The following is a 26,747-nucleotide window of genomic DNA, read 5'->3' on the forward strand; positions in this document are numbered from 1 at the left end:
TCCTTAGATTCGTACATGCCGATTCGCGGAACCGGCATGGGGAATACTGGGGAATAAAAACGATGGCGACGCGCATAGCCTCTCTGAAGAAGAAACTGGCCACGGCCCTGGGACCGACCCTGGGCATTCTGGCCTGCACCTATTTCGCTTATCACACCGTGCACGGTGACCGGGGCGTCACGTCCCTGATGCTGATGCAGGAAAAGGTCGCCGAGGCGCAGATCCTGGCCGACGACCTGAAGGCGCAGCGCGACGAATGGGAACACCGGGTCGAACTCCTCGGCTCGCACTCCCTCGATCTCGACATGCTCGAGGAACGGGCCCGCGTCATGCTGAATGTCGGCTTCGACCGCGATTACGTCATCTTCTTTGCCAAGACGGGGGGCTGAGCCATGGGATCGCTTGCGGAAACTCTGCGTCCGCCTTATTACGCGGCCGTCGTCACGCCGGTTGGCGGGGACATCGACCTGCCGGGCCGTCTGGCCATGGATGAATTGATTTCCCTGGCCCCGCGTCTCGACGGGTTTCTCGGTCTTGAGACCGGCCGCCTGGACGACGGCCGGGGGGCTGCCGTGTGTTATTGGAAAACGCCGGCGGCGATCCAAAGCTGGAAAACCCGCGTGCTGGCGCAAATGGTGGAAGAGGTGAGCCTGAAGAACCGGCGCATCGAGGATGCGTGCGCCATCGAGGTGACGCGCATCGTCAAGCGCCTGTTCGGGCGCAAGACGCCGCTTTCCGTCGAAATCATGAGCACTATTGCGTCACCGCCATTACCGGCTGTCGAACGGAGCGCTGCGTAATGTCCGCCCAGGCGTCCATTGCGGTCGCCGAGGGCAGGGATTTGCTGACCACGGGGTTTGTCGACGCCGAACCCGAAGGCGGTGCCCAGCCAACCTATTTTGCGGTCCTGTTCACCGATGTCTGGGACGGCGACCCGCCGACCAGATGGGCCGAGGCCCTGCGTATGCTCGCCACCCTGGCGGAACAAAGTCCGGGTTATCTCGGTTACGATGTCGAGGTCATGGAAGGCGGGCGGGAATATGCCGTCACCCATTGGGCGTCCCCCGCGTATATCCGGCAATGGAAGAAATCTTCGGCCATCGTGATCGGCGACAACGGCCTGTTGTCACGAATTTACGGACGGGAAGGCTGTCTGTGGCCCTGGCTTGATGCGGCCAAACAGGCCTGATCTGTCATCGTAATGATCACGTATTAACTTTTATTAGATTAATTAAATAGCAGCATTCCTGACCTATATTGTATTTCACGCCTTTTTTCAGCTATGATCTCCTGAAGTGATGGCGGGTAACCGCCGACCCTGGGAGGGATGCGAAAAGGCGGACACCTTTGGCGCGCCATCTGGGGATGGAAACAGTCAGCCAAGGGAGGTCCAATGGCTCGGTCACCCAAGACGGCGGCGAAGGCAAAAACGCCAGCCAAATCATCCACCGCGAAATCCCCCAAGACGGGCCCGACGCCCGACGAGCTTCGCCATTATTACCGCGAAATGCTGCTTATTCGGCGGTTCGAGGAAAAGGCGGGTCAGCTTTACGGCATGGGCCTGATCGGTGGTTTCTGTCACCTCTATATCGGTCAGGAAGCGGTCGTCGTCGGCATGATGGCGGCCTCGAAGCCGCAGGATACGGTGATCACCAGCTACCGCGACCACGGCCACATGCTGGCCTGCGGCATGGACCCCAAGGGCGTGATGGCCGAACTGACCGGTCGGCGCGGCGGCTATTCGCGCGGCAAGGGCGGCTCCATGCACATGTTCAGCCGCGAAAAGAATTTCTTCGGCGGCCACGGTATCGTCGGCGCCCAGGTGCCGCTCGGCACGGGGCTGGCCTTCGCCCATAAATACAAGGGCGACGGCGGTGTCTGCATGGCCTATTTCGGCGACGGCGCCATCAACCAGGGCCAAGTCTATGAAAGCTTCAACATGGCCGCGATCTGGAACCTGCCGGTGATCTATGTGATCGAAAACAACAAGTACGGCATGGGCACCTCCATCGAACGCACCTCCAAAACGGCCGACCTGCACACCCGCGGCTTGGCCCACGGCATCGAGGGCTTTGCCGTCGACGGCATGGACGTTCTGGCGGTCAAGGAAGCGGCGGCCGAGGCGCTCAAGCGCTGCCGCGAAGGTAAGGGGCCGGTCATTCTGGAAATGAAGACCTACCGCTACCGCGGTCACTCCATGTCCGATCCGGCCAAGTACCGGACCAAGGAAGAAGTCCAGAAGGTGCGCCGCGAGATGGACCCCATCGACACGCTCGCCCACAAGCTTCTGGAGGCCAAGGTCGTCAGCGAGGACGATCTCAAGGCGATCGACAAGGAAGTGAAGGCCCTGGCCAACGAGGCCGCCGAGTTCGCACAGCAGAGCCCGGAACCGGACGCGTCCGAATTGTGGACCGACGTCCTGGTCGAAGCCTGAACGAAAACGTCGCACGAAGGGAACATCTGAACATGGCTACGCAAGTACTTCTGCCGGCGCTTTCTCCGACCATGACCGAGGGCAAGATCGCCAAGTGGCTGAAAAAGGAAGGGGACACCGTCGCAAGCGGCGACGTGTTGCTGGAAATCGAAACCGACAAGGCGACCATGGAGGTCGAGGCCGTCGATGAAGGCATCCTGGGCAAGATCCTGGTCCCCGACGGCACGGACGGCGTCGCCGTCAACACGCCCATCGCGGTGATCGTCGAGGACGGCAAGGACGTGACGGACGCCGACAGCGCGCCCGCTGCTGCCGCCCCGGCCTCTGCGGCCGAAACATCGGCTCCGGCATCGGCTGCGCCGGCGACGGCCGCGGCCCCTGTTGCCGCAACTGTCGCCGCCGAACCGGATTACACCGGCGCGATGAAAACCATGACCGTGCGCGAGGCGCTTAATTCCGCCCTGGCCGAGGAAATGCGCCGCGACGGCAACGTCTACCTGATGGGCGAGGAAGTTGCCCAGTATCAGGGGGCGTACAAAATTTCCCAGGGCTTGCTCGACGAATTCGGTGACAAGCGGGTGATCGACACGCCGATCACCGAACAGGGCTTCGCCGGGATGGCCGTGGGCTCCGCGTTCCTGGAACTGAAGCCCGTGGTCGAATTCATGACCTTCAACTTCGCCATGCAGGCGATCGACCAGATCATCAATTCCGCCGCCAAGACGCTGTACATGTCGGGCGGCCAGATGGGCTGTCCCATCGTGTTTCGCGGCCCCAACGGGGCGGCTGCCCGCGTCGGTGCCCAGCATTCCCAGTGCTATGCGTCATGGTACGCCCATTGCCCGGGGCTGAAGGTCATCGCTCCGTGGTCGGCGGCGGACGCTAAGGGCTTGCTGAAATCGGCGATCCGGGACCCCAACCCGGTGATCTTCCTGGAAAATGAAATCCTCTACGGCCAAAGCTTCGAAGTGCCGGACGACGAAGACTGGACCCTGCCCATCGGCAAGGCCAAGGTTGAACGCCCCGGCAAGGACGTGACCCTGGTGGCTTTCTCCATCGCCGTCGGTATCTGCATGGAGGCGGCGGAAAAGCTGGCGGCCGAAGGCATCGACGCGGAGGTCATCAACCTGCGCACGGTGCGCCCCATCGACGTCGAAACCCTGGTCGCTTCGGTCAAGAAGACCAACCGCATCGTCACGGTTGAAGAGGGCTGGCCGACCTGCGGGATCGGCGCCGAAATCAACCAGTTGATGATTGAGCATGCCTTCGACGATCTGGACGCACCGCCGACCCGGGTGTCCGGTGCCGACGTGCCCATGCCCTATGCGGCGAACCTGGAGGCATTGGCCCTGCCCAAGGCCCATAACGTGGTCGAGGCGGCGAAAGCCGTCTGCTACGCGTAGAGGCGGGGGAGAGACATCATGCCGATCAAGATTCTAATGCCGGCCCTGAGCCCGACCATGACCGAGGGCAACCTGGCCAAGTGGCACAAGAAGGAAGGCGACGCCGTCGAAAGCGGCGACGTTCTTGCGGAAATCGAAACGGATAAGGCGACCATGGAGGTCGAAGCCGTGGAAGAAGGCATCCTCGGCAAGATCGTGGTGCCGGAAGGCACCGCCGACGTCGCCGTGAATGCGGTCATCGCCCTGCTGCTTGAGGACGGTGAGGACAAATCCGCGCTCGACGGCGCCGATACCTCGGGTAGCGCACCGGCCCCGGCGGCAGAAGCCCCCAAGGCGGCACCGGCTCCTGCTGCTGGCTCCGCAGCACCGGCACCAGCCGCCACTTCGGCCGCATCCGGCGACCGGGTGGTCGCAAGCCCGCTGGCCAAGCGCATCGCCGCCCAGGAGGGCCTCGACCTTACCGCCATTTCCGGCTCCGGCCCGCGCGGCCGCGTGGTCAAACGTGACGTGGAGGCGGCTTTGGCCGCCGGCACGGGCAAGGCCGCCCCTTCGGCGGCTGCACAGGCCCCTTCGGGCGCCAGCGCCCCGGCCGCCGCGCCGACGCCGACCCAAGGCGATCCGGTGTTCGCCAACATGCCGGAATTCGAGGCCGTCCCCAATTCCTCCATGCGCAAGGTCATCGCCACGCGACTGACGGCCTCGGCCCGCGACATTCCGCACTTCAACATCTCGATCGACGTCGAGATCGACAAGCTGCTGGCCGCGCGCAAGGACCTGAACGGACGCGACGGGGCGGACTACAAGATTTCCGTCAACGACTTCGTCATCAAGGCCGTGGCCGTGGCGCTGCGCCGCTGCCCGGACGTCAACGTGTCCTACACGGACGACGCGATCCTCAAGTTCAAGCGCGCCGACGTCTCCGTCGCCGTCGCCATCGAAGGCGGGCTGATCACGCCGATCATCAAGGACGCCGGATCGCTCGGCCTGGCCGCGATCTCGGCCAAGGCCAAGGAACTGGCCGGTAAGGCGCGGGACGGCAAGCTGCAACCCGAGGAATTCCAGGGCGGCACCTTCACCATCTCCAACTTGGGCATGTTCGGGGTGAAATCGTTCAACTCGATCATCAATCCGCCCCAGGGCGGCATCCTGTCCGTCGGGGCCGGCGAACAGCGCCCGGTGGTTAAGAACGGCGCCCTTGCCGTCGCCACGGTGATGTCCCTGACCCTGGCGGTCGATCACCGCTGCATCGACGGCGCCACGGCGGCCGGATTTGCCAAGGAACTGAAGGCGATCCTCGAAGATCCCATTCAGTTGCTGCTGTAGGCGGGGAGGGCGGAACTCATGACCGACACTTCCTTTGACATCCTGATCATCGGCGGCGGGCCCGGCGGCTATGTCGCCGCCATCCGCGCGGCACAGCTAGGCTTCAAGACCTGCGTGGTCGAGAAACAGCACCTGGGCGGCATCTGCCTCAACTGGGGCTGCATTCCGACCAAGGCGCTGCTGCGCTCCGCCGAGATCTATCACTACATGCAGCACGCGGATAACTATGGCCTGAGCGCCAAGGACGTCGCCTTCGACATCGACAAGGTCATCGCCCGGTCGCGTGGCGTCTCGAAACAGCTGAACGGCGGCGTCGGGCATCTGCTGAAGAAAAACAAGGTGACGGTCGTCGACGGTACCGGCGTTCTCAAGGGCGGCGGCAAGGTTGCCGTTACCGGCACCGACGGCAAGGCGCTGCCGGACCTTTCGGGCAAGCACATCATCGTCGCCACGGGTGCCCGCCCGCGGGCCCTGCCGGGGCTGGAGCCTGACGGCAAGCTGGTCTGGACCTATTTCGAAGCGCTCAAACCCGACATCTTCCCGAAAAAGCTGCTGGTCATCGGATCGGGCGCCATCGGCATCGAATTCGCCAGTTTCTATCACACCCTGGGTGCCGACGTGACGGTGGTCGAGGTCATGACCCAGATCATGCCCGTCGAGGACGCGGAGATTTCCGCCGTCGCGCGCAAGCAGATGGAGAAATCCGGCCTCAAGATCATGACCGAGGCCAAGGTTACGAAGCTGGCCAAGGGTGCGAACAACGTGACCTGCACGGTTGAAGGCAAGGACGGCAAAATCCAGGAGATAACCGTAGACCGGGTTATTTCCGCCGTCGGCGTGCAGGGCAACATCGAAGGCATCGGCCTGGAGAACACCAAGGTCAAAACCGACCGGGGCTGCATCGTCATTGATGAATACGGCCGCACGGCGGAGCCGGGCATCTATGCCATCGGTGACGTCGCCGGCCCGCCCATGTTGGCCCACAAGGCCGAGCATGAAGGCGTCATCTGTGTCGAGAAGATCAAGGGCCTGCCCAATGTCCATCCCATGGACAAGAACCATATTCCCGGCTGCACCTATTGCCATCCGCAGGTCGCCAGCGTCGGCCTGACCGAGGCCAAGGCGAAAGAGCAGGGCTACAAGGTCAAGGTCGGCCGCTTCCCGTTCCTGGGCAACGGCAAGGCGATCGCCCTGGGTGAGCCCGAGGGCCTGGTCAAAACCGTGTTCGATGAAAAGACCGGACAGTTGCTGGGCGCGCACATGGTCGGCGCCGAAGTGACCGAGCTGATTCAAGGCTTCGTCATCGCCATGGGCCTGGAAACCACCGAGGAAGACCTCATGCATACGGTGTTCCCGCACCCGACCTTGTCGGAAATGATGCATGAATCCGTCCTTGACGCCTATGGGCGGGTGATCCACTTCTAGTTCATGACAGACAACGTCCGCCCGCTGCGCCATCCGGAGAAAGCCAAGAACCCGGAAAACCCCCACCAGAAAAAACCTGCGTGGATCCGGGTCAAGGCGCCCACGTCACCGGCCTATGCGGAAACCCGCAAGCTGATGCGCGAACGCAACCTGACGACGGTTTGCGAGGAAGCGGCCTGCCCGAACATCGGTGAATGCTGGGCCCAGAAGCACGCCACGGTGATGATCCTGGGCGATATCTGCACACGGGCCTGCGCCTTCTGCAACGTGGCGACGGGCAAGCCGGGCAAGGTGGACCCCATGGAGCCCGATAATCTGGCCATCGCCGCCGGCGAAATGGGCATGAAGCATCTGGTCATCACCTCCGTTGATCGCGACGATCTGACCGACGGTGGGGCGGGGCAGTTCGTGAAGTGCATCGAGCGCCTGCGCGAGACCACGCCGGAAACCACCATCGAAATCCTGACCCCCGATTTCCGGGATAAACCAGGGGCGCTCGAAGCCGTGATCCAGGCGAAGCCGGACGTGTTCAACCACAATCTGGAAACCGTGCCGCGTCTTTATCCTTCGATCCGCCCGGGGGCGCGCTATTTCCATTCCCTGAAGATCCTGGACCGGGCCAAGGACATCGACGCCAACGTGTTCACCAAGTCCGGCATCATGGTCGGCCTGGGCGAAACCCGTTCGGAAGTGCTGCAGGTCATGGACGACCTGCGCTCCGCCCGCGTCGACTTCCTGACCATCGGTCAGTACTTGGCGCCGACCACCCGCCATGCGCCGGTCGACCGCTTCGTCACGCCGGACGAGTTCACTGAATACAGGCGCCTGGCCGAAGCCAAGGGCTTCCTTCTGGTCTCGGCCTCACCACTGACCCGCTCGTCCCATCATGCGGGTGAGGATTTCGCAAAGCTTCAAGCCGCGCGTCAGGCGGGCCGGGGCTAACGCCATGCCCACCCATGCGGAAATCCGACCGATGCCCTACCGGGCCGATCAGATGTTTGATCTGGTTGCCGACGTCGGCCGCTACCCGGAATTCCTGCCCTGGTGTCAGGCGACCCGCATTCGCGAACGCTCGGATACGCTTCTCGTCGCCGACATGGTGATCGGCTTCAAGATCTTCCGCGAACGCTTCACCTCCCGCGTGACGCTTGACTGGGAGGCCAAGCGGATCGACGTCGCTTACTCGGACGGTCCATTCAAGTATCTGAAAAACCATTGGATATTCGCACCGGCTGAGAACGGGCAGGGCTGCGAAATCGACTTCTACGTGGACTTCGAATTCCGCTCCAAACTGCTGCAATCAGCAATCTCGGTGGTATTCAACGAGGCCGTGACCAAGATGGTCAACGCCTTCGAAAGCCGCGCCGAGGATCTGTACGGCGGCGTGCCGACACCCAACGGCGCGGTCAGCCAGCAAGGCTGAGCAGCAGTTCCAACGCTCGTTTCACGGTCGCTGCCCGCACCGCCACCCGGTCGCCGTCGAACACATGGCGTTCGTGAATGATCTTGCGGCCATGGCGCGCCGCGCCGAAGTGGACGAGGCCGACAGGCTTGTCCTTGGAACCGCCGGTTGGCCCGGCGACGCCGGTGACGGCGACGGCGCAGTCGACGGGGGCATGGGTCAACACGCCCCAGGCCATGGCGCGGGCCGTCTCTTCGGACACCGCACCATGGTCGCGCAATGTCCGGGCGTTGACGTCCAGCAGGTCCATCTTGGCGTCGTTGGAATAGGTGACGAAGCCCCGATCAACCACCGCCGATGACCCCGAGATGCCGGTCAGGGCGCCGGCGATCAGACCGCCCGTGCAGCTTTCGGCGGTGCCCAGGGTCAGGCCCCCGGCTGCATAGGTTTCGATCACATGGCGCGCCAGATCGTCTATCACGGCATCGGTCATGGTTGGGTTCCTCCGGCCATCGCATATCCTAATCCGTAGACCACGACCGCCGCAAAGCCTCCGGCGATCAGATCATCCAGCATCACGCCAAGCGCGCCCGGAACCGCACGGTCGGCCCAGCTGACGGGCCAGGGTTTCCAGATGTCGAACAGGCGGAAGGCCAAGAAACCGGCAATGAACAGTACGGGGTCCAGGCCAGCCGGCAGCAGGGCGATCCATTGCCCCGCGACCTCATCGATCACCACGAAGGACGGATCTTTGACGGTGGAGCGCCTGAGCACCACCGCCGTGGCGAGAATACCGATCACCGTCGCTGCAACCGCCGCGACGGCCAGCCAGGGCCACCCCAAATAGAACAAGATCGCCCAGGCGACGGGCAGGGCGCCCAGGGAGCCGACGGTTCCCGGCGCCTTCGGCGACAATCCGCAGCCGAACCATGTGGCGATGATCATCGCGGGATTGTGGGCCGGGGGACGCTCCCGGCCGGGGGTTGGCGCGGCCCCGGACGTGGTGTTTTCGGTCAATCTGATGCTCCTTTTCGGACCCCGTCGACGAGGTGCCGTAACCGCCTTGAACCGTTTGGAAAGGCCGGAAATTCAACACTTTTGCGGAGTGTTCATGGCCGTGCGGAAATGTAGACTTGAACGCCTTAGACCTTCCCTATACCTTCGACACAGGCATATCGCTTCCGGGGCCGATGGGGGCCTGAAGGCGGCCCAAAAACAACAAAGACTGTCTACCCGGCTCAGGCGGGAAAGCCAAGTGCCGGGCGGCGCCGAACTGGGACCGGAATGACCACGCACGAGGGAAGGAATACGGGGGAATGATTAGACGGGGAGCCTTCGAAACGAATGCCGTTAAGCACTTGCGGGCGCTTATCGATCGGCTGTTCCCGGAACGCCAGTTCGTGGTGCGCACCGAAGGGCGGGTGTCCTACTTCAAAGTTTCCCAACCCCTGCAGATCGTGATGTCCGGCGTCGTCGCCGTGGCGCTGTCGTGGAGCACCTTCACCTCCGTCAGCTTCCTGATGCACGACCAGGTCCTGCAGGCCAAGGACGATGAGATTGCCGGCGCGCGCCTGGCCTATCGTTCGTTGCTCAACGAAGTTGCCGAGTACCAGCGCAAGTTCGCCTCGATCACCAAGGATCTTGAGGAAAACCATTCCCTCATGCTGGGGCTGGTGGAAAAGAACGCCGCCCTGCAGCGCAACCTGAGTTCCGTATCCCGCAAGCTGGAAATCACCGCTGCCGAGCGTCAGCAGGTGATCAGCGCCCGCGAGCGCCTGAAGGAACAATTGGCCACGCTTGAGAATGAAATGACGTCTCTGTCAGGCCGCAATTTCGCGCTGAAGGACAACCTGAACGCGGTCGAAAGCGACCTGCACCTGATCATGACCGAGCGCAACAAGGCGCAGAACGATTCATCGCGCATGCGCAACCGGGTCGATGAGCTGACCTCGCGCCTGAAGGAACTTCAGGAAACGGAAGGCGAGGTCGTCCAGCGCATGAACGAGCGCGCCGGTGACCAGATCGCCGGCCTGGAAAAGGTCATCGAACTGACTGGGTTGGAGCCGGACCGGCTGCTCGGCATCACCGAAGAAGACAAGTCAGGTGTTGGTGGCCCGTTCATTCCGGTCGAACCCGACGGTCTGCCGGCCGGTGACCTGAAGCTTGAGTTGGCCAACCTGGACCGTAATTTGAACCGCCTTGAATCCCTTCAGGAATCCATTGCCCGCGTACCGCTCGCAGCCCCCCTGACGTCCTATTACATCACCTCTAGCTTCGGTAAGCGCAAGGATCCCATGACCAACCGCTGGTCCGCCCATTACGGTGTCGACCTGGGCGGTCCGGTGAAATCCCCGGTTTATTCGACGGCCGCGGGCAAGGTGACCTTCGCCGGCTGGAAGGGACGTTACGGCCGCCTGATCGAGATCGACCACGGGCTGGGGCTGAAAACCCGGTTCGCGCATCTCAGCAAGGTTCTCGTTAAGGTTGGCCAAGAAGTGAAGTTTCATGAGAAGATTGGACTTCTGGGTAGTACGGGCCGAAGCACGGGGCCACACCTCCATTACGAGGTGGTGTTCAACAACAAGCCGTTGAACCCGCTCAAGTTCATCAGGGCAGGAAAGTATGTTTTCAAAGACAAGTAAGGGTACGAGCAGCCAAAGCGGCCAACAGCCCACGGTGAAATCGGCCGGCCCGTCAATTATTTCGGCCGACCTTCGCATCATCGGGGACCTGAGCTCGGAAGGTGAAATCCAAATCGACGGCACCATCGACGGCGATATCCGCACAAAAAGCCTGCTTGTTGGCGAAACCGCCAACATCAAGGGCGAAATCGTCGCAGATCGGGTGCAAGTCCACGGCACCATCAATGGCCAGATCAAGGCCCGGTCCGTGACTCTGGCGCGCTCGGCGCGCGTCATCGGCGACATTCTTCACGAAGATCTGGCGATCGAAAACGGGGCCTTCCTGGAAGGTCACTGCAAGCGCCTGGTCGAAAAGAAGGATGTCGATGCCGTCCGGCAGACCATCGCCTCCGCGTCCACGCCCAAGACTACCCCCGCCGCCGCCGAATAAGGCATCGAAAACGGCGTCGGGACCCGACCGCACTTATTTCGTTTTTAGAACGGCAGGGGCCGCTTGAGGGCTTCCGCGTAAATGTCCGCGTCCGCATTGCCGCCGGAACAGACAACCAGCACGTTCTTGCCCTTGCAGTCGACCTTGCCGGTGATCGCGGCGGCCAAGGCCACGGCGCCCCCCGGTTCCACCACCAATTTCAGATACTTGAAGGCGACAGCCATGGCGGTCATCGCCTCATCATCGGTGACGCAAAGCCCGCTGGTCAGGCGTTCGGAATTGACGGTGAAGGTCAGTTCCCCCGGTTCCGGCGCCAGCAGCGCGTCGCAGATGGAGCGCGCGGCCGGATCGTTGGCGAGGCGCTTGTTCGCGGCAAGGGACCGCGCCGTATCATCGAAGCCCGCCGGTTCAGCCGAATAGACGGCCGTGTCCGGCGACAGGGCCCGCACCGAAGTCGAACAGCCGGCGATCAGCCCGCCGCCGCCGCAGGGGCTGATGAAGATATCGGGCGTCCAGCCCTCGGCGGCGCAGGTCCGCACGGCCTCGGCCGCCAGCGTGCCCTGACCGGCCATGATCAGCGGATCGTCATAAGGTTTGATCAGGATGGCACCGCGTTCTTCGCGCAGCTTGGCGCCCAATTCCTCGCGGCTTTCCGTGAAGCGGTCGAAGGTCACGACCTCCGCACCCCAGGCCTTGGTTAATTCGACCTTGGTCTTGGGGGCGTCCTTGGGCATCAGGATGACCGACGGCAGGCCCAGCATGGAGGCCGCCGCCGCCACGCCCTGGGCATGGTTGCCCGAGGAAAAGGCGACCACGCCGGCGTCGCGCCTGTCTTGGGGAATGCGGGAAATGGCGTTATAGGCGCCGCGGAACTTGAACGATCCGGTGATCTGCAGCGGCTCCGCCTTGACGCGCAGGCGAAAGCCCAGCGCCGCGTTGAGCAGCGGGCTTTCCAGCACCGGGGTGACGACGGCGATGCCTTTCAGAACCTGGGCGGCGCTTTCGATATCGGCAAATGTCAGCACTTCAGACGCGGGCGAGGACGGCATCGATGACTTCCTTGGATGGTTGTTCGCGAAGGTTGGGCGGGTGGCCCACGTTCGGCACCGTGGCATGAATCAGCCCGGGACGATCATGGATCATCGCAGTCAGAATTTTGGCGCTCAGAATATCCGACTTCGCCCCCCGAACAACCCCCGTCGGCACCCGTTTGAGGGCGCGAAAATAGGGCCACAGGTCCGTGCCGCCGGGCGGCAGGGCAAGCAGCGGCTTGACGATATCCAAGTCCCAGTCGCGGTGGATGCGGCCGTCGGGTCCCTCGATGAAGGTGGCCTGCGCCAGGTCCATCCATTCCGCGTCCGTGTCGGCGGGAAGGTCGGGAAACCCGTGGCGCAGGGCGAACACGGCCTGATCCCAGGTCGCGAAGCTGCCGCGCCCCCGCATGCTGTCGATGATCGGTTTCAGGGGGTCGGCCAGCACCACCGCACCGACGTCGTTCAGCACCACCCCGGCCAGCATCGTCGGCATGGCGGCGGCCATGGCCATCGCCATGATCCCACCCATGGAGGTGCCGATCACCACCACCCGGTGCAGGCCCAGCACGGCCAGCAGGTTGCGCATGTCGTCCAGATAGGTTTCCACCCGGTAGTTGGCCGGGTCCGGATCATGGGGGGAGCGCCCGCGTCCGCGCATGTCCGGGCAGATCACGCGCCAGCCCAGGTCTTTCAGGCGCAGGGCCGGCTGATGGAAATCCTTGGAATTGCGGGTCAATCCCGGCAGGCACAGCACGGCCGGGCGATGGTCCGGGCCGTTCCGGGCAGGCGCATAGTCGCGGTAATAGAGTTCAAGCCCGTCGCGGGCCGTGAACCGGTGTTCGGTAAAGCCCGCATCCGTCATGCGAGATTACAGGCCGAGCAGGTCGGGCAGGCCGCTCAGATTGTCGAGCTGCGTGATGATCTTGCCCGGCAGGCGTTCCGGCGGCTGCTTGAACCGGTTGACCCAGACCACCCGGAACCCGAAATTCGCCGCCGCCGCCGCGTCCCAGGCATTGGACGACATGAAGCAGATGCGCCCGGCCTCGACACCCAGGCGGTCGACAGACATTTGATAGACGCTGGGATGGGGCTTGAAGATGCCCACGTCGGCAACCGACTGGACGTCGTCCAGAACGGAACCGATATCGGCGTTGGCAACGGCCGCCGCCAGCATGTCGGGTGAGCCGTTGGACAGGATCGTCGTCTTCAGGCCGGCGGCCTTCAAGGCGGTCAGAACGCCCTTCACCTCGGCATAGGCGTCGAGCTTGAAATAGAGGTCGAGCAGTTTCTGACGCAAGACCGGATCGCCGTCGAGGCCGAGGGCCGCCAGGGAGTAATCGAGACCGTCCTGGGTGACCTGCCAGAATTCCACATACTCACCCATGAGCGAACGCAGCCAGGAATAGGACAGCTGTTTGTCCCGCCACAGGGTGGCCAGCGGCGCCATCTTGTCGCCCAGGTCGTCCTTGCAATGGGCTGCTGCCGCGGCGACGTCGAACAGGGTGCCGTAAGCGTCGAACACGCAGGCCCCGATATCCGTCAATTGGTCGTGCGCCATGTCTCAAATTCTCCCCATTTCCATGCCTGATGATCGCTGAATGGCCTTGCCGTTATGGGCGGCGCCGAAAAGAGGGTCAACAACAGGCGGCTTGATTGCGGGTCACTATCCGGTGAATGGATGACTGATTCGGATTTCCCGGGTCTACGGCTCAGCGCGACAGATCGGCGTGTGGGGCAAAGGCGACTTCCGTGCCCGAAAGGCGCGAACGGTAGACATGCAAATTCTCCATCACCCGTTGGACGTAATCGCGGGTTTCGTCGAAGGGAATCATCTCGACCCAGTCGATGACGTCCACGTCCTTCTGCCTGGGGTCGCCATATTCCTTGAGCCAGCGCCGCACCCGGTGCGGCCCGGCGTTGTATCCGGCCACCGACAGCACGTAGGAGCCGTCGAATTCGGTGATCAGACCGGCCAGATAGGTCTGGCCCAGGGTCAGGTTATAGCCGGCATCCGTGATCAGGCGGGCGCGCGAGAACGGCAGACCCTGCCGCTTTGCCACCACCTTGGCCGTGGCCGGCATCAACTGCATCAGGCCTTGGGCGCTGGCACGGCTGACGGCATTGCCGCGAAAGGCGCTTTCCTGGCGGATCATGCCCAGCACCAGGGCGGCTTCCAAGGGCGGCAGGTTCCATTTCGTCGGGAGGCGGGGCAGGGTGATCGCGGGATAACCGTGAGTGGCCAGCATCAGCCCATCGCGGAGCGATTGTTTGGCGACCCGCACGGCAAGGTCGCGGCGTTCGGCCTCCGCCGCCAGATCGGCGGTCAGCACGCGCCAGCCCGGATTTTCGTCGGCCCGGTCCAGCAGGGTTTCCAGCACGGCGCGCAGCGCATAATCGGCGCCGGCGGCGGATAGGGCGCGGAACGCGCGGGTCAATTCATGGGACTGGAACTGTCGGACCAGATCCGCATCCGGTTCCGGGTCAGGCGGCAGGCGCAGGACAGCCGCCGGGTCGACACGGGCCATAGACAGTTGCCCGTAATAGGTCGTCGGATGGTGGGCGGCACGGGCAAACCATTCGATGGCCCGCTGCGGCTGATTTAGGTCGTCGAAGCTGCGCGCGATCCAATAGGCGCCCCGCGACAGGGATACGGGATAATTGACCCGGGCGTACATGCGCTGGAAATGTTGAAGCGCTACCTTGGGTTCGTTCAAAAAGCGCAGGGCGACCCAACCGGCCAGCCATTCGGCCTCGGCATAATCAGCCCCTTCGCTGAGCCCGTGGTTGCGGGCGATGCGGTAGGCGTCGGTGATGAACCCTTTGCGCAGTGACCGGCGCACCAGGGTTGAGCGTTCCTCCCACCACAGTTCCGGATGGGGCTGATCGCCCGGCAGGTAGCGGACGAGATCAAGGGCCGATTCCTTGCCTTTCTTGCGTCGCCAGCGCAACCGCTCATAAATCAGGCCCGGGTCACGTTGCAGGTTATCCGGCACCTTGGCGACCAGGGCATCCACATTGCCCATCTGGCGGCGCAGGGAAATACGCGCCAGACCGAGCTTCTGGTAGGCCTTGGGCACGCGCCATAAATGGCGGCGCACGGCCCAATAACGGCCCTCCCACAACAGGCGGTCAAGGCGGGCGATATGATCCGATGTGCGGAGACGCTTGCCGTGGCGGCCCATGAAGTGCTTTTCGTCGGCCTTGGAGAAATCACCGTTGATCCAGGCATCGCGCAGCATGGCGGTGGCCCGGTCTTCGTCCTTCTTGTCGCCACGGTTGAGCAACGCCACCGCATAGCGTGCCTTGCCCAGGGCCGTGACCGGTTGCCGCCCCGTGAACCAGGCCAGAACCACATCGTCGGCCTCCGTCGCCGACAGGCGTGCCTCGGCCTTGGCGTTGATGCGCCAGGACCGGGGCCATTGCGGATTGTTGTAGAGGAAGGCCGATAATTCGTCGAATTCCGCCGGGCCGCTGTAGGACGACAGCCGCCCCCATTGAATCAATTTGCGGGCGAGGGGATCCTTGGTTTTGGATTCCAAGGATTTGACCTCGGACCACTTGCCCTGGTCCATGGCCTTGAAGGCCTTGGTCATGATGGCGAGGTCGCGGGAATTGACGGGCTCGGGCGCACTGCCGGCCTTCGGCCCTGCCTGGGCGCCAATGGTCAGCCCGACAAGGACGCAAAAGGCACACACCCACCGGAATACCCCCGATGGCGCTAGGCCCCCTCGTTTTGGCGGCCTGATCACGGATTGCGTGGCAATCTGCCGCATCATGGACGCGATGATACGATTTCGGGGGGCTGGCAACAAGCGGTGCAATCGTGGCAGAAACACGGTCCACCTGGCGGCGGTCCATGCTTGCCGAGGAAGCCGGTCAGGGCTATGGTCCGCACAATCCCGAGGCCCGCACGAGACTAAGGAGTGAACGATGTTCAAGGGCTCTTTCCCTGCGCTGATTACCCCCTTCAAGGATGGAGCGGTGGACGAATCGGCCTTCAAGAACTTCGTTGATTGGCAGATCTCCGAAGGCACCGATGGCTTGGTGCCCTGCGGCACGACCGGCGAGTCGCCGACCCTCAGCCATGAAGAGCATATGAAGGTCACAGAATGGTGCATCGAGGCCGCTGACGGCCGCGTGCCCGTGATCGCCGGCGCGGGATCGAACTCGACCAAGGAAGCGATCGAACTGACCAAGCACGCCAAGGCCGCCGGGGCCGATGCGGCGCTGGTCGTCACGCCCTACTACAACAAGCCGACCCAGGAAGGTCTGTATCTGCATTACAAGACCATCCATGACGAAGGCGGCTTGCCGATCATCATCTACAACATTCCCGGACGGTCCATCGTCGACATGTCCGTCGCCACCATGGCGCGGCTGGCGGAACTGCCGAACATCGTCGGCGTCAAGGACGCGACCCAGGACCTGGCGCGGCCCATCAACACACGTCTCGCGATCAAGAAGGATTTCTGCCAGATGTCCGGCGAGGACGGCACCGCGATCCCGTTCATGGCGGCGGGCGGTCACGGCTGCATTTCCGTGACGGCCAATATCGCCCCCCGAATGTGCGCCGACATGCAGCGCGCCTGGCGGGAAGGGGACATGGCCAAGGTGATGGAGCTGCAGGACCGCCTGACGCCCGTACACAACGCCCTGTTCTGTGAAACCAGCCCCGGGCCGGTCAAGTACGCGGCGTCGCTGCTCGGCAAGTGTTCGGCGGAAACCCGTCTGCCGATCTGCGAGATCGCCGAGACGAGCAAGGCCCGAGTTCGCGATGCCATGACCGCCGCCGGGCTGCTGAACTGACCGCGCCCCTGAGCGCGTGAAAGTCCCTTACCATGGCCACGAAAAAGAAAAAGGGTCCGCCCGGCAACGTGGTGGCCCAGAACCGCAAGGCGCGGCACAACTACTTCATCCTTGAGGATGTCGAGGCCGGCTTGATGCTGACCGGGACCGAGGTCAAATCCCTGCGCCTGGGCCGGGGCTCCCTGGTCGATGCCTATGCGGCGGACGAGGACGGCGAACTGTACCTCTACAACGCCGACATTCCCCGGTATGAACAGGCTGGCCCCAACAATCACGAGCCCAAGCGCAAGCGCAAGATGCTGCTGCACCGGCGCGAGATCGCGCGCCTGTCCGGCGCCGTCAACCGCAAGGGCATGGCCCTGGTGCCGCTCGCGATCTATTTCAACAAACGCGGCCTGGCCAAGGTTCAACTGGCCCTGGCCGAAGGCAAGCACCAGTACGATAAGCGCGAAACCACCAAGGCCCGTGACTGGGGCCGGCAAAAAGCGCGTCTGATGCGCGATAAGGGATAACCCCAATGTCGGGCGGTGGTGACGACGACCGCTTCAAAGACCTGTTCGCCGGGCGCGACGGCTCGCTGTTGGGCGACATGAAGGCCCAGGCGGAAAAGGACGCACCGCTAACCGCGCCGCCGCCGGAAAGCAAGCTGACCCAGACCAAGGAACAATGGGCGCGGGACAAGCGCCTGCCCACGGGCCGATTGGACGGCGGCGGGCGCCTGCCGCCGGGCCAGCATCTTGCCAAGGACTGGCCGATTCTGGATTTGGGCCACCGGCCCCTGGTGCCGACCGATCAATGGGAAATGAAGGTGTTGGGGACGGTTGAGCGGCCCCTGACCTTGTCCTGGGCCCAGTTCCTGGCCCTGCCGCAGGTCGATCTGACCACGGACATTCATTGTGTCACGTCCTGGTCGAAATACGACAACCGCTGGGGCGGCGTCGCCGTCCGGACCCTGGCCGAGGCGGCGAGCCTGCGCGACAATGCGGCCTTCGCCGTGCTGCACAGCCACGACGGCTATACCACCAACCTGCCGCTCGACCATTTCCTGGCGGACGACTCCCTGATCGCCCATTCCTGGGGCGGGGCGCCGCTGCCGCGTGACCACGGCGGCCCGGCGCGGGCCGTGGTGCCCAGCCTGTATTTCTGGAAAAGCGCCAAATGGCTGCGCCAGATCACCTTCCTGGAAAAGGACGCTCCGGGCTATTGGGAAACCCGCGGCTATCACAATCTGGGCGATCCCTGGAAACAGCAGCGGTATGGGTGAGAAGCGTCCCTAGCGCAGGGAAAATGCGACCGACACCAAAAGGATGCCGAGGCTCAGGGCCAGGACGGTCAGCAGGATGCGGCGGCGTTGGGTCATCGGGGCCTCAGTCGTAATAGAATCGCTCGGAAATGATCTGCCCGTCGGGGACGCCGCGATCCAGGAGTGTAGCCTCGATCATCTCGATCATCGGCAGCGGGCCGCATATCACGTGCAGCCAGGAGGCCGCGTCGCGGCCGTCGAACGCCTTGTCGAGGGCTGATGCGTCGATCATGCCGGTCTCGCCGGTCCATCCGGTGGGCGGCTCTGAGAGGAAATGCGTGACCTTGAGGTCGAGAACCCGCGTCATCGCGTCCAATTCGTCCCGATAGACGATCTGATCCTCGACCCGGTTGCCGAACAGCAGAACCAAGGGGCGCCGATCGCCCCGGGCCTGGAGCTCGCGCAGAATCGAGAGGATCGGCGCGATGCCGACGCCGCCGGCATAGAGCGCGATCCCAGCGGCAGCATGGCCGCCAAGCGTCATGTTGCCGTGCGGACCGTCGACGAAGGCGGGGGTTCCGGGTGCGAGGTTCCCGAGGCTGCGGGTGAAATCGCCGACCTCCTTGATGACGAAACTCAACCGGTCGCGCGTACTCGGCGCGGAGGCGATCGAGAACGGGTTCTCGTGCAACGAGAACGGGCTGTGCCCGACGTTGAGCCAGACGAATTGCCCGGCGTCGAAGGCGAGGGCCTTGCCCCGGAGCGGAGCGATGGTGAGCGCCCAGGTGCGGTCACCGATCTTGCGTACTGAGCGGACGGCGTAGGGATGACGCGCCTGCCACAGCGGTTTCAGAAAATAGATCCAGACCAGCGCCAGGAGGGCCACCGCGAGCATCGCCAGCCAGAACCACCTGAGAAAAGGATGCTCGCTGTATCGCCCGGCTTCCAGCGTATGCAGTGTTCCGAACACGGCGACGATTGCCGCGCACAGGCCGTGGGATGCCCGCCAGGATTCGTAGCTGGCGCTTTGCTTGTTGCGGAATATCCCGGAAAGGACAAGGGCGAGCAAGGCCACCCAGGCGACGAGCCCGGTCAGCACCGCGACCAGGCTAAAATCGAGGCTCAGCTGGCGCGTCGTATCCCAGGGCATGGAATAAGCGGGGCCCCGAGTGACGTAGAGCATCGGGTGGATCAGCACGAAGACCGTCAGCGTGCGGGCCATGAGCTGATGGACCCGCATCGTCGTATCGATCCCGAGGTGGCCTGAAATCACGCGGAACCGGCCGGACAGCACGAATTCGGTCAGAATGCCTGCGAAGGCGCACATGGCGAGACCCGACGACAGATCGTCCCGCCACGTTCGCGGTGGCAGACCCTGGAGCCAAGCCGCCACGACCGGCAGCACGAGCAGACTGACATACAGGGCGATCAAGGCAGCGGCCCGGAGGAGGGGGGAAACCCCCGCCGGGGTCGAATGGGCGGTCGATGACGGATCGTCTATCGCGCTTATACGAGTCCCCTCCTGGCGTTGCCGTCCGCCCGTCACCGTCAGATGCTCAATAGCTTGCGCCCTGACGGTGACGGACCGATGGCGATCCGGCCTGTGCCGATGATCTTACCGTTTTGCGAACTGTTTGTCCCCGAACATCACCGCCCGTTCCTCGTCGGAGAGCGGCTTGCGCTCCCCGCGCGCGGCTTCCAGCACCGTCACGCCCTTGGCGACGCCCGGCCGTGCATTGATTTCGGCGGACCAGCGCTTCACGTTGGGGAAATCATCGAGAGAATGGCCCTGGCGGTCGATGGAGCGGGTCCAGGGGAAGGTTGCGATATCAGCGATCGTGTAGTCGGGACCGGCAAGGTAGGCGGATTCCCCCAAACGCTTGTCGAGAATGCCGTACAGGCGCCCGGCTTCCTTGGTGTATCGATCGACGGCGTAGGGGATTTCCACCGGTGCATAGCCACGGAAATGGTGAGCCTGGCCGAACATCGGGCCGATGCCGCCCATCTGCCACATCAGCCATTGCAGGGTGTCGTATTTGGCCGTGGGGTCGGTCGGCAGGAATTTGCCGGTTTTCTCGGCCAGATAGATCAGAATGGCGCCGCTTTCGAACAGGGAGTAGGGCTTTCCGCCGGGGCCGTCCTGGTCGACGATCGCCGGGATGCGGTTGTTGGGCGAGATTTTCAGGAACTCGGGCTGGAACTGGTCGCCCTTTTGGATGTTGATGGGGTGCACGTTGTACGCCAGCCCGGTTTCCTCGAGCATGATATGGACCTTGTGCCCATTGGGCGTGGGCCAGGAATAGAGATCGATCATTGTCGTTGCAGACCTTTCAAAGGTTTCGGTGGCCGCGGAAACCGGCCCATGAACACGGGCCGGCGGGACTGGACCTTGGGTGTATTGCCCGTCCGCGGGATTGGCCCTAGTTTAGGGGAAATTCCGCCGGCCGCCAGTGAATGCGCCGGAACAACAGTTGGTCCGCGGATGAACAATCCGTGAGGAAACGTCCAGAGGCAGTCAAAAGAACGGAAAAGGGACTGAATATGTCGAATGCGCTTCTGCATCTCGTTTTCGGGGGCAAGGTAACCGACCCCCAGGGCCAGGATTTCGTCGATCCGGATAATCTGGAGGTCGTCGGCATCTATCCCAGCTATGCCAAGGCTTTGACGGCCTGGCGCGGCGCGTCACAGTCCCATGTGGACGACGCCAACATGAAGTACGTTATCGTGCACCTGCATCGGCTGCTGGAACCGGAAGAAGCCCACAACCACTAGGTTGGTTGGGGTGGTCAGCTCGCGGGCTTGTCGCTTTCGGGGTCGATCTGCTTACCGTCAAGGTCTTGTTCGCTGCGTCGGCGGTCCGTCTCGTCTTCCCGCCGCTGTGCCTTGTCACGGCCGAATCGGACCCGGTTTTGTTCCGCGGTCCGTTCGCGCTCCTGGCGCTGCTTTTCCTTGCGGTATTGACGTAAGTTGACGATCTCCGCGGCCATCTCGTCTCTCCGTTCGCACCGGCGCGTCTCAGACGGGCGCCATAAAAAACGATAACCCGAACAACCGCTTGCCGCCAAGCCCTTGTTCCGGGGGGATGAATGACGGGTCAGGCCGCCATCAGGGCCGCGATGGCGGTGAACACATCGCGGAACATGTCCGGGGTCAGGCGGCCGGTGTTGGTGTTGTAGCGCGAGCAATGATAGCTGTCGATCAGCCGCCGGCCGGATGTCAGGGCATGGCTGTTGCCGTGGCCGAAGGGGAAATCCTTTTTCCGTTCGTCCAGTGTCGACAGCACGTTGGCATGGGCGACACCGCCCAGGGCCAGGATCACCCGCAGGTTGGGCATGGCCGCGATTTCATCCGCAAGAAAAGGACGGCAGGCCTTGCATTCGGCCCCCGTCGGTTTGTTTTCCGGCGGCACGCAACGCACGGCATTGGTGATACGGCACCCCTTAAGGCGCAGCCCATCGTCCGGCACGGCGCCATAGGTCCCTTCGGTCCAGCCGAATTCGCCCAGCGTGGGATACAACAGGTCACCGGCATAATCCCCGGTGAACGGCCGCGCCGTGCGGTTGGCGCCGCGCAGCCCGGGGGCCAGCCCGACAATCAGAAGCCCCGCATCAAGCGGCCCGAAAGCGGGGACGGGGGCATTGTGCCAATCAGGAAAGGCGGCGCGGTTATCGGCGCGAAATTCGGCCAATCTGGGACATTTCGCACAGTCGCGGGGCGGGTTCTGGAACGCGGCGGGCATGCGGCTTAGACGACTTCGACCTCGGCCTCGCCCTCGTCATCATCGTAATCGTCGTCATCATAATCGTCATCGTCGTCATCGGGCATGACGTTGTTGGACGGACCGCCTGCGCGCTGAATGGCCGCTTGCAGGCTTTGCAGCTCGATGAAGATATCGGCCTGGCGGCGCAGTTCATCAGCGACCATGGGCGGCTGCGAGCGCACGGTGGACACGACGCTGACCCGGCATCCCTTGCGCTGCACGGCATCGACCAGCCGGCGAAAGTCGCCGTCGCCGGAAAACAGCACGATATGGTCAAGCTTGTCGGCCATTTCCATCACATCGATGGCCAGTTCGATGTCCATGTTGCCCTTGATCTTGCGCCGGCCGGCAGAATCCGTGAATTCCTTGGTCGGCTTGGTGACCATGGTGTAGCCGTTGTAGTCCAGCCAATCGACGAGGGGGCGGATCGGTGAATACTCCTGGTCCTCGACCATGGCCGTGTAGTAGAAGGCCCGCACCAAGCGGCATTTTCCGGAGAAAACGGCCAACAGGCGCTTGTAGTCGATATCGAAGTTGAGAGCCCGGGCGGCGGCGTAAAGATTAGAGCCGTCAATGAATAGGGCCACGCGCTCTTCAGGATAAAAATTCATTACCATCAATCCCTTGGTGAAATCACAACGTTAATTTTTTACACAATACCAATAATGAAACACTTAAGCCCCATTCCCCCCAAGCACAAGGATTCAACGCCCGCCGGCCCGGGGATTTCGGCGTGATCGGGCCCGTCGTTATTGGTGTCGGCGGCAACCTGCCGACCGCGGAATTCGGGCCGCCGCGCGCCACCTGCGGTGCGGCATTGCAGGTTCTTTCACAACATCCCCGGGTCGAAATCACGGCCCGTGCCGGATGGTATGAAACCGCCCCCGTGCCGATTTCCGATCAACCTTGGTTCGTCAACGGCGCCGTCGCCGTGGCCACGGACCTGACTCCGGATGCCCTGATGGCGGTCTTGCTGGACATCGAAACCCGGTTCGGCCGCCAGCGCAGCGAACGCAACGCCGCGCGCATTCTGGACCTCGACCTTTTGACCTTCGGCGACCGGGTGTTGACGGGCGACCTGGAGGTGCCGCATCCGCGCCTCCATACCCGCGCCTTCGCCTTGCTGCCGATCCGCGACGTGGCCCCCGGCTGGCGCCATCCATTACTGGGCCGCACGATTGAAGCCCTTTGCGCCGACCTGCCGGCAGATCAGGAAATCCGCCCCTTGACCGATGCCGGCGGTTATCTGGGAACGGAATGGCAGGCCTCCGAATAATTCGCCGAAAGGCTTGAAAATCCGAGCGCCTGAGCATATAACCCACAGCCTTGCCAATGATTGGCGACCCATATTCCTGACATTCCGACCCCGGAGGTTCCGCATGGCCCGCGTTACGGTCGAAGATTGCGTCCAAAAAATTCCCAATCGCTTTGAGCTGGTCATGCTCGCCGCGCAGCGTGCTCGCCACATTTCGGCCGGGGCTCCGCTGGCCGTCGATCGCGACAACGACAAAAACCCGGTCGTGGCTCTGCGTGAAATCGCCGAGGAAGCCGTGACGTTGCCGGAACTCGAAGAATCCCTGATCAAGGGCATGCAGAAATACGTGCAGATGGAGGAATCCATCGAGGATCTTGATCCCGCGGTTCCGGAAGCCATGCAGTTGTCCGCTATGGATGCGACCGCCGGCGCGTCTGACGACGATGATGGCGACGATACTTTGGAAGTGGACGACGGCGCGGACCCTGCTACGATGGGGGCAGACGTCGTTTTCAAGGATGCGGAGATTGGGCTGGAGGACTAAAGTCCTCGTCCATGACACATTCCCGACCGGAACCGTGGCGGTGCCGCGTGTTCCGGCAATCTGAGGGCGGCGTCCTGTTATTGACTGAATAAGGCGCCCCCTTCGTGATCCGCCAGTTCGAACTTGTTGAACGGGTAAAGGCCTACGATCCCAACGCGGACGAGGTCGGGATCAATGGCGCCTACGTGTTTGCCATGAAGGCGCATGGCTCGCAAAAGCGTGCCTCGGGCGATCCGTATTTCTCGCACCCCATCGAGGTCGCGGGGATTCTCACTTCCTACCGGGTCGACAGCGCCACCATCGAGACGGCCCTGCTGCACGACACCATCGAGGATACGGTGGCGACGCTGGAGGATATCCGCTCCCACTTCGGCAACGAGGTCGCGCAGCTGGTTGACGGCGTGACCAAGCTGACCCGCATCGAATTCCAGTCGGACCGGGCCAAGCAGGCGGAAAACTTCCGCAAGCTGGTGCTGGCGATGTCCGAGGACATTCGCGTTCTGCTGGTCAAGCTGGCCGACCGCCTGCACAACATGCGGACCTTGCATTACATCAAAAGCGATGAAAAGCGCCGCCGCATCGCCATGGAAACCATGGACATCTATGCGCCATTGGCGGAACGCATCGGGATGCAGGAAATCAAGACGGAGCTTGAGGATCTGGCCTTCGCTGAAATCAACCCGGAAGCGCGCCGCGCCGTGGTCAAACGCCTGGACACCCTGCGCGAGCAGGGCGGGGAACTGGTGCCCAAAATCATCGGTGAACTGTCGGAAACCCTGTCGGAGAATGGTATCGAGGCCGAGGTCAACGGCCGCGAGAAGTCGCCTTATTCAATCTGGCGCAAGATGCAGAAGCACGACGTGGGGTTCGAGCAACTGTCGGACATCATGGCCTTCCGCATCACCGTGAACAGCATCGAGGATTGCTACAAGGCGCTTGGCGTGGCGCATAACGCCTATCGGGTCGTGCCGGGGCGGTTCAAAGATTACATCTCCATGCCAAAGCCGAACGGTTACCAGTCGCTTCATACCGGCGTGTTCGGTCCGCACCAGCAGCGCATCGAGTTGCAAATCCGCACCAGGGTGATGCACGACGTCGCCGAACTGGGTGTCGCTGCTCATTGGAATTACAAGCAGGGCGGGCCGGCCAAGGACGGCACCCAGTACCGCTGGCTGCGCGAACTGCTCGACATTCTGGAACATGCCTCGGACCCCGAGGAAGTGTTGGAACACTCCAAGATGGAGATGTTCCAGGACCAGGTGTTCTGCTTCACGCCGCGCGGCGACCTGATCAACCTGCCGAGGGGGGCGACCACCGTCGATTTCGCCTACGCGGTTCACTCCGAGGTCGGTGACCACTGCGTCGGTGCGAAGATCAACGGCAAGATGATGCCGCTGCGCACGGAGCTTCGAAACGGCGATCAGGTCGAAATCGTGACGTCCAAGGCGCAGACGCCTAACCCGACATGGGAACGCTTCGTCGTGACCGGCAAGGCGCGGGCGCGCATTCGCCGCTTCGTCCGCCTGCAGGAGCGAGAAGAATACGAAAAGCTCGGCCGCTCCATCCTGCAGCGCAGCTTCAAGGAAGCAGACTACGAGCTTACGGAAAAAGGGTTAAACGCGGCCCTGAAGAAGCTGACCCTGGCGACGGTCGACGATCTCTATGTCGCCGTCGGCATGGGCAATCAGAGCGGCCGTGAGGTTTTGGAAGCCGTCTATCCCCGGGCCAAGCGCAAGAACAAAGACGGCGACGACATCGTCGTGCCGCTGGCCGAGGCCCGCAGCCGCAAGCGCGGCAAGGACAAGGGGGAGGGCGGCGGCGTCCCCATCCAGGGCCTGATCCCCGGCATGGCCATGCATTTCGCCGGCTGCTGCCATCCGCTGCCGGGCGACCGCATTGTCGGCATCGTGACCACGGGGCGGGGTGTCACCGTGCACACCATCGACTGTGACACCCTGGAAGGCTATGGCGACGAGCCGGAACGCTGGCTCGATCTGGCCTGGGATCGGGGCGAGGCGCAGCATGATCTGCATGTCGGCCGCGTCCATGTCACCGTCGCCAACGCACCGGGCTCGCTCGGCGATCTGTCGACCATGATCGCCAAGAACGACGGCAATATCTCCAACCTCAAGATCATCAACCGTTCGACCGATTTCTTCGACATGCTGATCGATGTCGAGGTGCGCGACGTCAAGCACCTGACCGACATCATCGCGGCGCTGCGCGCGTCGCCCGCCGTCAATTCGGTCGAACGCGCGAAAGGCTAGGGCAGGCAAGGATTTGAAGACGATGACCGGATATCTCAGGCTCGGCGTCAACATCGACCACGTGGCGACCATCCGCAACGCCCGCGGCGGCGGCCATCCCGACCCCGTGCGCGCGGCCCGCGCCGCCGCCCAGGCCGGGGCCGACGGCATCACCGCCCACCTGCGCGAAGACCGGCGCCATATCTCCGACGACGACATGGCGCGGCTTGTGGCGCAGATCGACCTGCCGCTCAACTTCGAGATGGCGGCGACGGAGGAAATGCTGGCCATCGCCCTGCGCCATAAGCCGCACGCCGCCTGCATCGTGCCGGAAAAACGCGAGGAACGGACGACCGAAGGCGGCCTGGACGCCGCCGGGGGCATGGGATCCCTGAAGCCCTATGTCGACGCCCTGAACGCCGCCGGCATCCGCGTTTCCCTGTTCATCGAACCTGACCCCGTGCAATTGGACGCCGCCAAGGCCCTGGGCGCCCCCGTGGTCGAACTTCACACCGGCGCCTATTGCGACGCCGGGCCGGCCACCCAGGCGGCGCAGTTGCAGCGCGTCAAGGACGCTGCCGCCCATGCCGAGGCGATCGGTCTGGAATGCCATGCCGGGCATGGCTTGACCTTCGATACGGTCGGGCCGGTGGCCGCGATCGCCACCATCGCTGAGCTGAACATCGGTCATTTCCTGATCGGCGAGGCGATTTTCGGCGGCCTGGAAAGCGCCATCAAGCGCATGCGCGCCCTGATGGACCAGGCCCGGGCCGAGGCCCTGGGCGAACGCTCCGCGTGAC

The 26,747-nt window shown here is 63.2% G+C and carries 30 protein-coding genes; 19 read left to right on the forward strand and 11 right to left on the reverse strand.

Annotated elements, in window-relative coordinates; translation table 11 throughout:
- Positions 1–62 precede the first annotated feature (62 nt).
- The 9 genes from KFF05_08780 to KFF05_08820 all read left to right on the forward strand — a co-directional run bounded on the left by KFF05_08780 (position 63) and on the right by KFF05_08820 (position 8,008).
- Positions 63–389 carry a septum formation initiator family protein gene (locus tag KFF05_08780; GenBank protein ID UTW53413.1) on the forward strand — a complete coding sequence of 109 codons (327 nt, stop codon included), beginning with the start codon at positions 63–65 and terminating at the stop codon, positions 387–389.
- Positions 390–392: 3 nt separating this feature from the next.
- Positions 393–800: a hypothetical protein gene (locus KFF05_08785; protein UTW53414.1), complete on the forward strand. Its 408-nt coding sequence runs from the start codon at positions 393–395 to the stop codon at positions 798–800.
- Entirely contained in the window at positions 800–1,189 is a 390-nt protein-coding gene (locus KFF05_08790) for a hypothetical protein (protein ID UTW53415.1), read from the forward strand. The genes KFF05_08785 and KFF05_08790 overlap by 1 nt, the downstream gene beginning before the upstream one ends.
- 204 nt (positions 1,190–1,393) lie before the next feature.
- Positions 1,394–2,434 (forward strand): pyruvate dehydrogenase (acetyl-transferring) E1 component subunit alpha, encoded by a 1,041-nt coding sequence (pdhA, locus tag KFF05_08795; GenBank protein UTW53416.1) that lies wholly within the window; start codon positions 1,394–1,396, stop codon positions 2,432–2,434.
- Positions 2,435–2,466: 32 nt separating this feature from the next.
- Positions 2,467–3,837, forward strand: coding sequence for a pyruvate dehydrogenase complex E1 component subunit beta (locus KFF05_08800; GenBank protein ID UTW53417.1), 1,371 nt, complete (start codon positions 2,467–2,469; stop codon positions 3,835–3,837).
- 18 nt (positions 3,838–3,855) lie between these two features.
- Positions 3,856–5,160: a pyruvate dehydrogenase complex dihydrolipoamide acetyltransferase gene (locus KFF05_08805; protein ID UTW53418.1), complete on the forward strand. Its 1,305-nt coding sequence runs from the start codon at positions 3,856–3,858 to the stop codon at positions 5,158–5,160.
- A gap of 18 nt (positions 5,161–5,178) precedes the next feature.
- Positions 5,179–6,585, forward strand: coding sequence for a dihydrolipoyl dehydrogenase (gene lpdA, locus KFF05_08810; protein UTW53419.1), 1,407 nt, complete (start codon positions 5,179–5,181; stop codon positions 6,583–6,585).
- A 3-nt stretch (positions 6,586–6,588) separates the two neighbouring features.
- The gene (gene lipA / locus KFF05_08815; GenBank protein ID UTW53420.1) at positions 6,589–7,527 is read left to right on the forward strand and encodes a lipoyl synthase; all 939 of its coding nucleotides are present in this window, start codon (positions 6,589–6,591) and stop codon (positions 7,525–7,527) included.
- A gap of 4 nt (positions 7,528–7,531) precedes the next feature.
- On the forward strand, positions 7,532–8,008 hold the full coding sequence (locus tag KFF05_08820; protein UTW53421.1) for a type II toxin-antitoxin system RatA family toxin: 477 nt from the start codon (positions 7,532–7,534) through the stop codon (positions 8,006–8,008).
- Here the strand turns inward: KFF05_08820 and KFF05_08825 are convergent.
- Together KFF05_08825 and KFF05_08830 are read right to left on the reverse strand one after the other, a co-directional pair.
- A complete protein-coding gene (locus KFF05_08825) occupies positions 7,992–8,480 on the reverse strand; it encodes a CinA family protein (protein ID UTW53422.1) in 489 nt (162 codons plus the stop codon). The genes KFF05_08820 and KFF05_08825 overlap by 17 nt on opposite strands.
- Positions 8,477–8,932: a phosphatidylglycerophosphatase A gene (locus tag KFF05_08830; protein UTW53642.1), complete on the reverse strand. Its 456-nt coding sequence runs from the start codon at positions 8,930–8,932 to the stop codon at positions 8,477–8,479. Before KFF05_08830 ends, KFF05_08825 begins: the two co-directional genes overlap by 4 nt.
- Before the next feature lie 371 nt (positions 8,933–9,303).
- On the opposite strand from KFF05_08830, the gene KFF05_08835 reads away from it, so the two are divergent.
- Together KFF05_08835 and KFF05_08840 are read left to right on the forward strand one after the other, a co-directional pair.
- Positions 9,304–10,629, forward strand: coding sequence for a peptidoglycan DD-metalloendopeptidase family protein (locus tag KFF05_08835; protein ID UTW53423.1), 1,326 nt, complete (start codon positions 9,304–9,306; stop codon positions 10,627–10,629).
- Between the two features lie 34 nt (positions 10,630–10,663).
- Positions 10,664–11,059, forward strand: coding sequence for a polymer-forming cytoskeletal protein (locus KFF05_08840; GenBank protein UTW53424.1), 396 nt, complete (start codon positions 10,664–10,666; stop codon positions 11,057–11,059).
- Between the two features lie 44 nt (positions 11,060–11,103).
- Here the strand turns inward: KFF05_08840 and KFF05_08845 are convergent, their stop codons facing one another.
- The 4 genes from KFF05_08845 to KFF05_08860 form a co-directional block, all read right to left on the reverse strand.
- Positions 11,104–12,108, reverse strand: coding sequence for a threonine/serine dehydratase (locus KFF05_08845; protein ID UTW53425.1), 1,005 nt, complete (start codon positions 12,106–12,108; stop codon positions 11,104–11,106).
- Complete coding sequence (locus KFF05_08850; GenBank protein UTW53426.1) at positions 12,086–12,955, reverse strand: alpha/beta hydrolase; 870 nt, start codon at positions 12,953–12,955, stop codon at positions 12,086–12,088. Before KFF05_08850 ends, KFF05_08845 begins: the two co-directional genes overlap by 23 nt.
- A gap of 6 nt (positions 12,956–12,961) precedes the next feature.
- A complete protein-coding gene (locus tag KFF05_08855; protein UTW53427.1) occupies positions 12,962–13,651 on the reverse strand; it encodes a haloacid dehalogenase type II in 690 nt (229 codons plus the stop codon).
- A 151-nt stretch (positions 13,652–13,802) separates the two neighbouring features.
- The gene (locus tag KFF05_08860) at positions 13,803–15,788 is read right to left on the reverse strand and encodes a lytic transglycosylase domain-containing protein (protein UTW53428.1); all 1,986 of its coding nucleotides are present in this window, start codon (positions 15,786–15,788) and stop codon (positions 13,803–13,805) included.
- A gap of 235 nt (positions 15,789–16,023) precedes the next feature.
- Between KFF05_08860 and KFF05_08865 the strand changes: the two genes are divergently transcribed.
- The 3 genes from KFF05_08865 (at position 16,024) to KFF05_08875 (ending at position 18,163) form a co-directional block, all read left to right on the forward strand.
- The gene (locus KFF05_08865; GenBank protein ID UTW53429.1) at positions 16,024–16,899 is read left to right on the forward strand and encodes a 4-hydroxy-tetrahydrodipicolinate synthase; all 876 of its coding nucleotides are present in this window, start codon (positions 16,024–16,026) and stop codon (positions 16,897–16,899) included.
- A 32-nt stretch (positions 16,900–16,931) separates the two neighbouring features.
- On the forward strand, positions 16,932–17,411 hold the full coding sequence (smpB, locus tag KFF05_08870; protein UTW53430.1) for an SsrA-binding protein SmpB: 480 nt from the start codon (positions 16,932–16,934) through the stop codon (positions 17,409–17,411).
- A gap of 77 nt (positions 17,412–17,488) precedes the next feature.
- Complete coding sequence (locus KFF05_08875; GenBank protein UTW53643.1) at positions 17,489–18,163, forward strand: sulfite oxidase-like oxidoreductase; 675 nt, start codon at positions 17,489–17,491, stop codon at positions 18,161–18,163.
- Between the two features lie 103 nt (positions 18,164–18,266).
- On the opposite strand, the gene KFF05_08880 is transcribed toward KFF05_08875, so the two are convergent.
- Together KFF05_08880 and KFF05_08885 are read right to left on the reverse strand one after the other, a co-directional pair.
- Positions 18,267–19,574, reverse strand: a complete 1,308-nt coding sequence (locus tag KFF05_08880; protein ID UTW53431.1) for a ferredoxin reductase family protein — start codon at positions 19,572–19,574, stop codon at positions 18,267–18,269.
- A 183-nt stretch (positions 19,575–19,757) separates the two neighbouring features.
- Positions 19,758–20,456 (reverse strand): glutathione S-transferase N-terminal domain-containing protein, encoded by a 699-nt coding sequence (locus tag KFF05_08885; protein UTW53432.1) that lies wholly within the window; start codon positions 20,454–20,456, stop codon positions 19,758–19,760.
- 227 nt (positions 20,457–20,683) lie between these two features.
- On the opposite strand from KFF05_08885, the gene KFF05_08890 reads away from it, so the two are divergent.
- Positions 20,684–20,914, forward strand: coding sequence for a DUF4170 domain-containing protein (locus KFF05_08890; GenBank protein UTW53433.1), 231 nt, complete (start codon positions 20,684–20,686; stop codon positions 20,912–20,914).
- A 14-nt stretch (positions 20,915–20,928) separates the two neighbouring features.
- Here the strand turns inward: KFF05_08890 and KFF05_08895 are convergent, their stop codons facing one another.
- The 3 genes from KFF05_08895 to KFF05_08905 all read right to left on the reverse strand — a co-directional run bounded on the left by KFF05_08895 (position 20,929) and on the right by KFF05_08905 (position 22,513).
- A complete protein-coding gene (locus tag KFF05_08895; protein ID UTW53434.1) occupies positions 20,929–21,129 on the reverse strand; it encodes a DUF4169 family protein in 201 nt (66 codons plus the stop codon).
- Between the two features lie 107 nt (positions 21,130–21,236).
- Positions 21,237–21,881: a uracil-DNA glycosylase gene (locus KFF05_08900; GenBank protein ID UTW53435.1), complete on the reverse strand. Its 645-nt coding sequence runs from the start codon at positions 21,879–21,881 to the stop codon at positions 21,237–21,239.
- A gap of 5 nt (positions 21,882–21,886) precedes the next feature.
- Complete coding sequence (locus tag KFF05_08905) at positions 21,887–22,513, reverse strand: NYN domain-containing protein (protein UTW53436.1); 627 nt, start codon at positions 22,511–22,513, stop codon at positions 21,887–21,889.
- A gap of 125 nt (positions 22,514–22,638) precedes the next feature.
- On the opposite strand from KFF05_08905, the gene folK reads away from it, so the two are divergent.
- The 4 genes from folK (at position 22,639) to KFF05_08925 (ending at position 26,746) form a co-directional block, all read left to right on the forward strand.
- A complete protein-coding gene (gene folK / locus KFF05_08910) occupies positions 22,639–23,178 on the forward strand; it encodes a 2-amino-4-hydroxy-6-hydroxymethyldihydropteridine diphosphokinase (GenBank protein UTW53644.1) in 540 nt (179 codons plus the stop codon).
- 103 nt (positions 23,179–23,281) lie between these two features.
- The gene (locus KFF05_08915; GenBank protein ID UTW53437.1) at positions 23,282–23,701 is read left to right on the forward strand and encodes a DNA-directed RNA polymerase subunit omega; all 420 of its coding nucleotides are present in this window, start codon (positions 23,282–23,284) and stop codon (positions 23,699–23,701) included.
- A gap of 104 nt (positions 23,702–23,805) precedes the next feature.
- Positions 23,806–25,968 (forward strand): bifunctional (p)ppGpp synthetase/guanosine-3',5'-bis(diphosphate) 3'-pyrophosphohydrolase, encoded by a 2,163-nt coding sequence (locus KFF05_08920; GenBank protein UTW53438.1) that lies wholly within the window; start codon positions 23,806–23,808, stop codon positions 25,966–25,968.
- A gap of 22 nt (positions 25,969–25,990) precedes the next feature.
- Positions 25,991–26,746, forward strand: coding sequence for a pyridoxine 5'-phosphate synthase (locus KFF05_08925; GenBank protein UTW53439.1), 756 nt, complete (start codon positions 25,991–25,993; stop codon positions 26,744–26,746).
- Position 26,747 lies beyond the last annotated feature (1 nt).

It is taken from the genome of bacterium SCSIO 12827 (assembly GCA_024397995.1).
GTDB lineage: Bacteria > Pseudomonadota > Alphaproteobacteria > Rhodospirillales > Casp-alpha2 > UBA1479.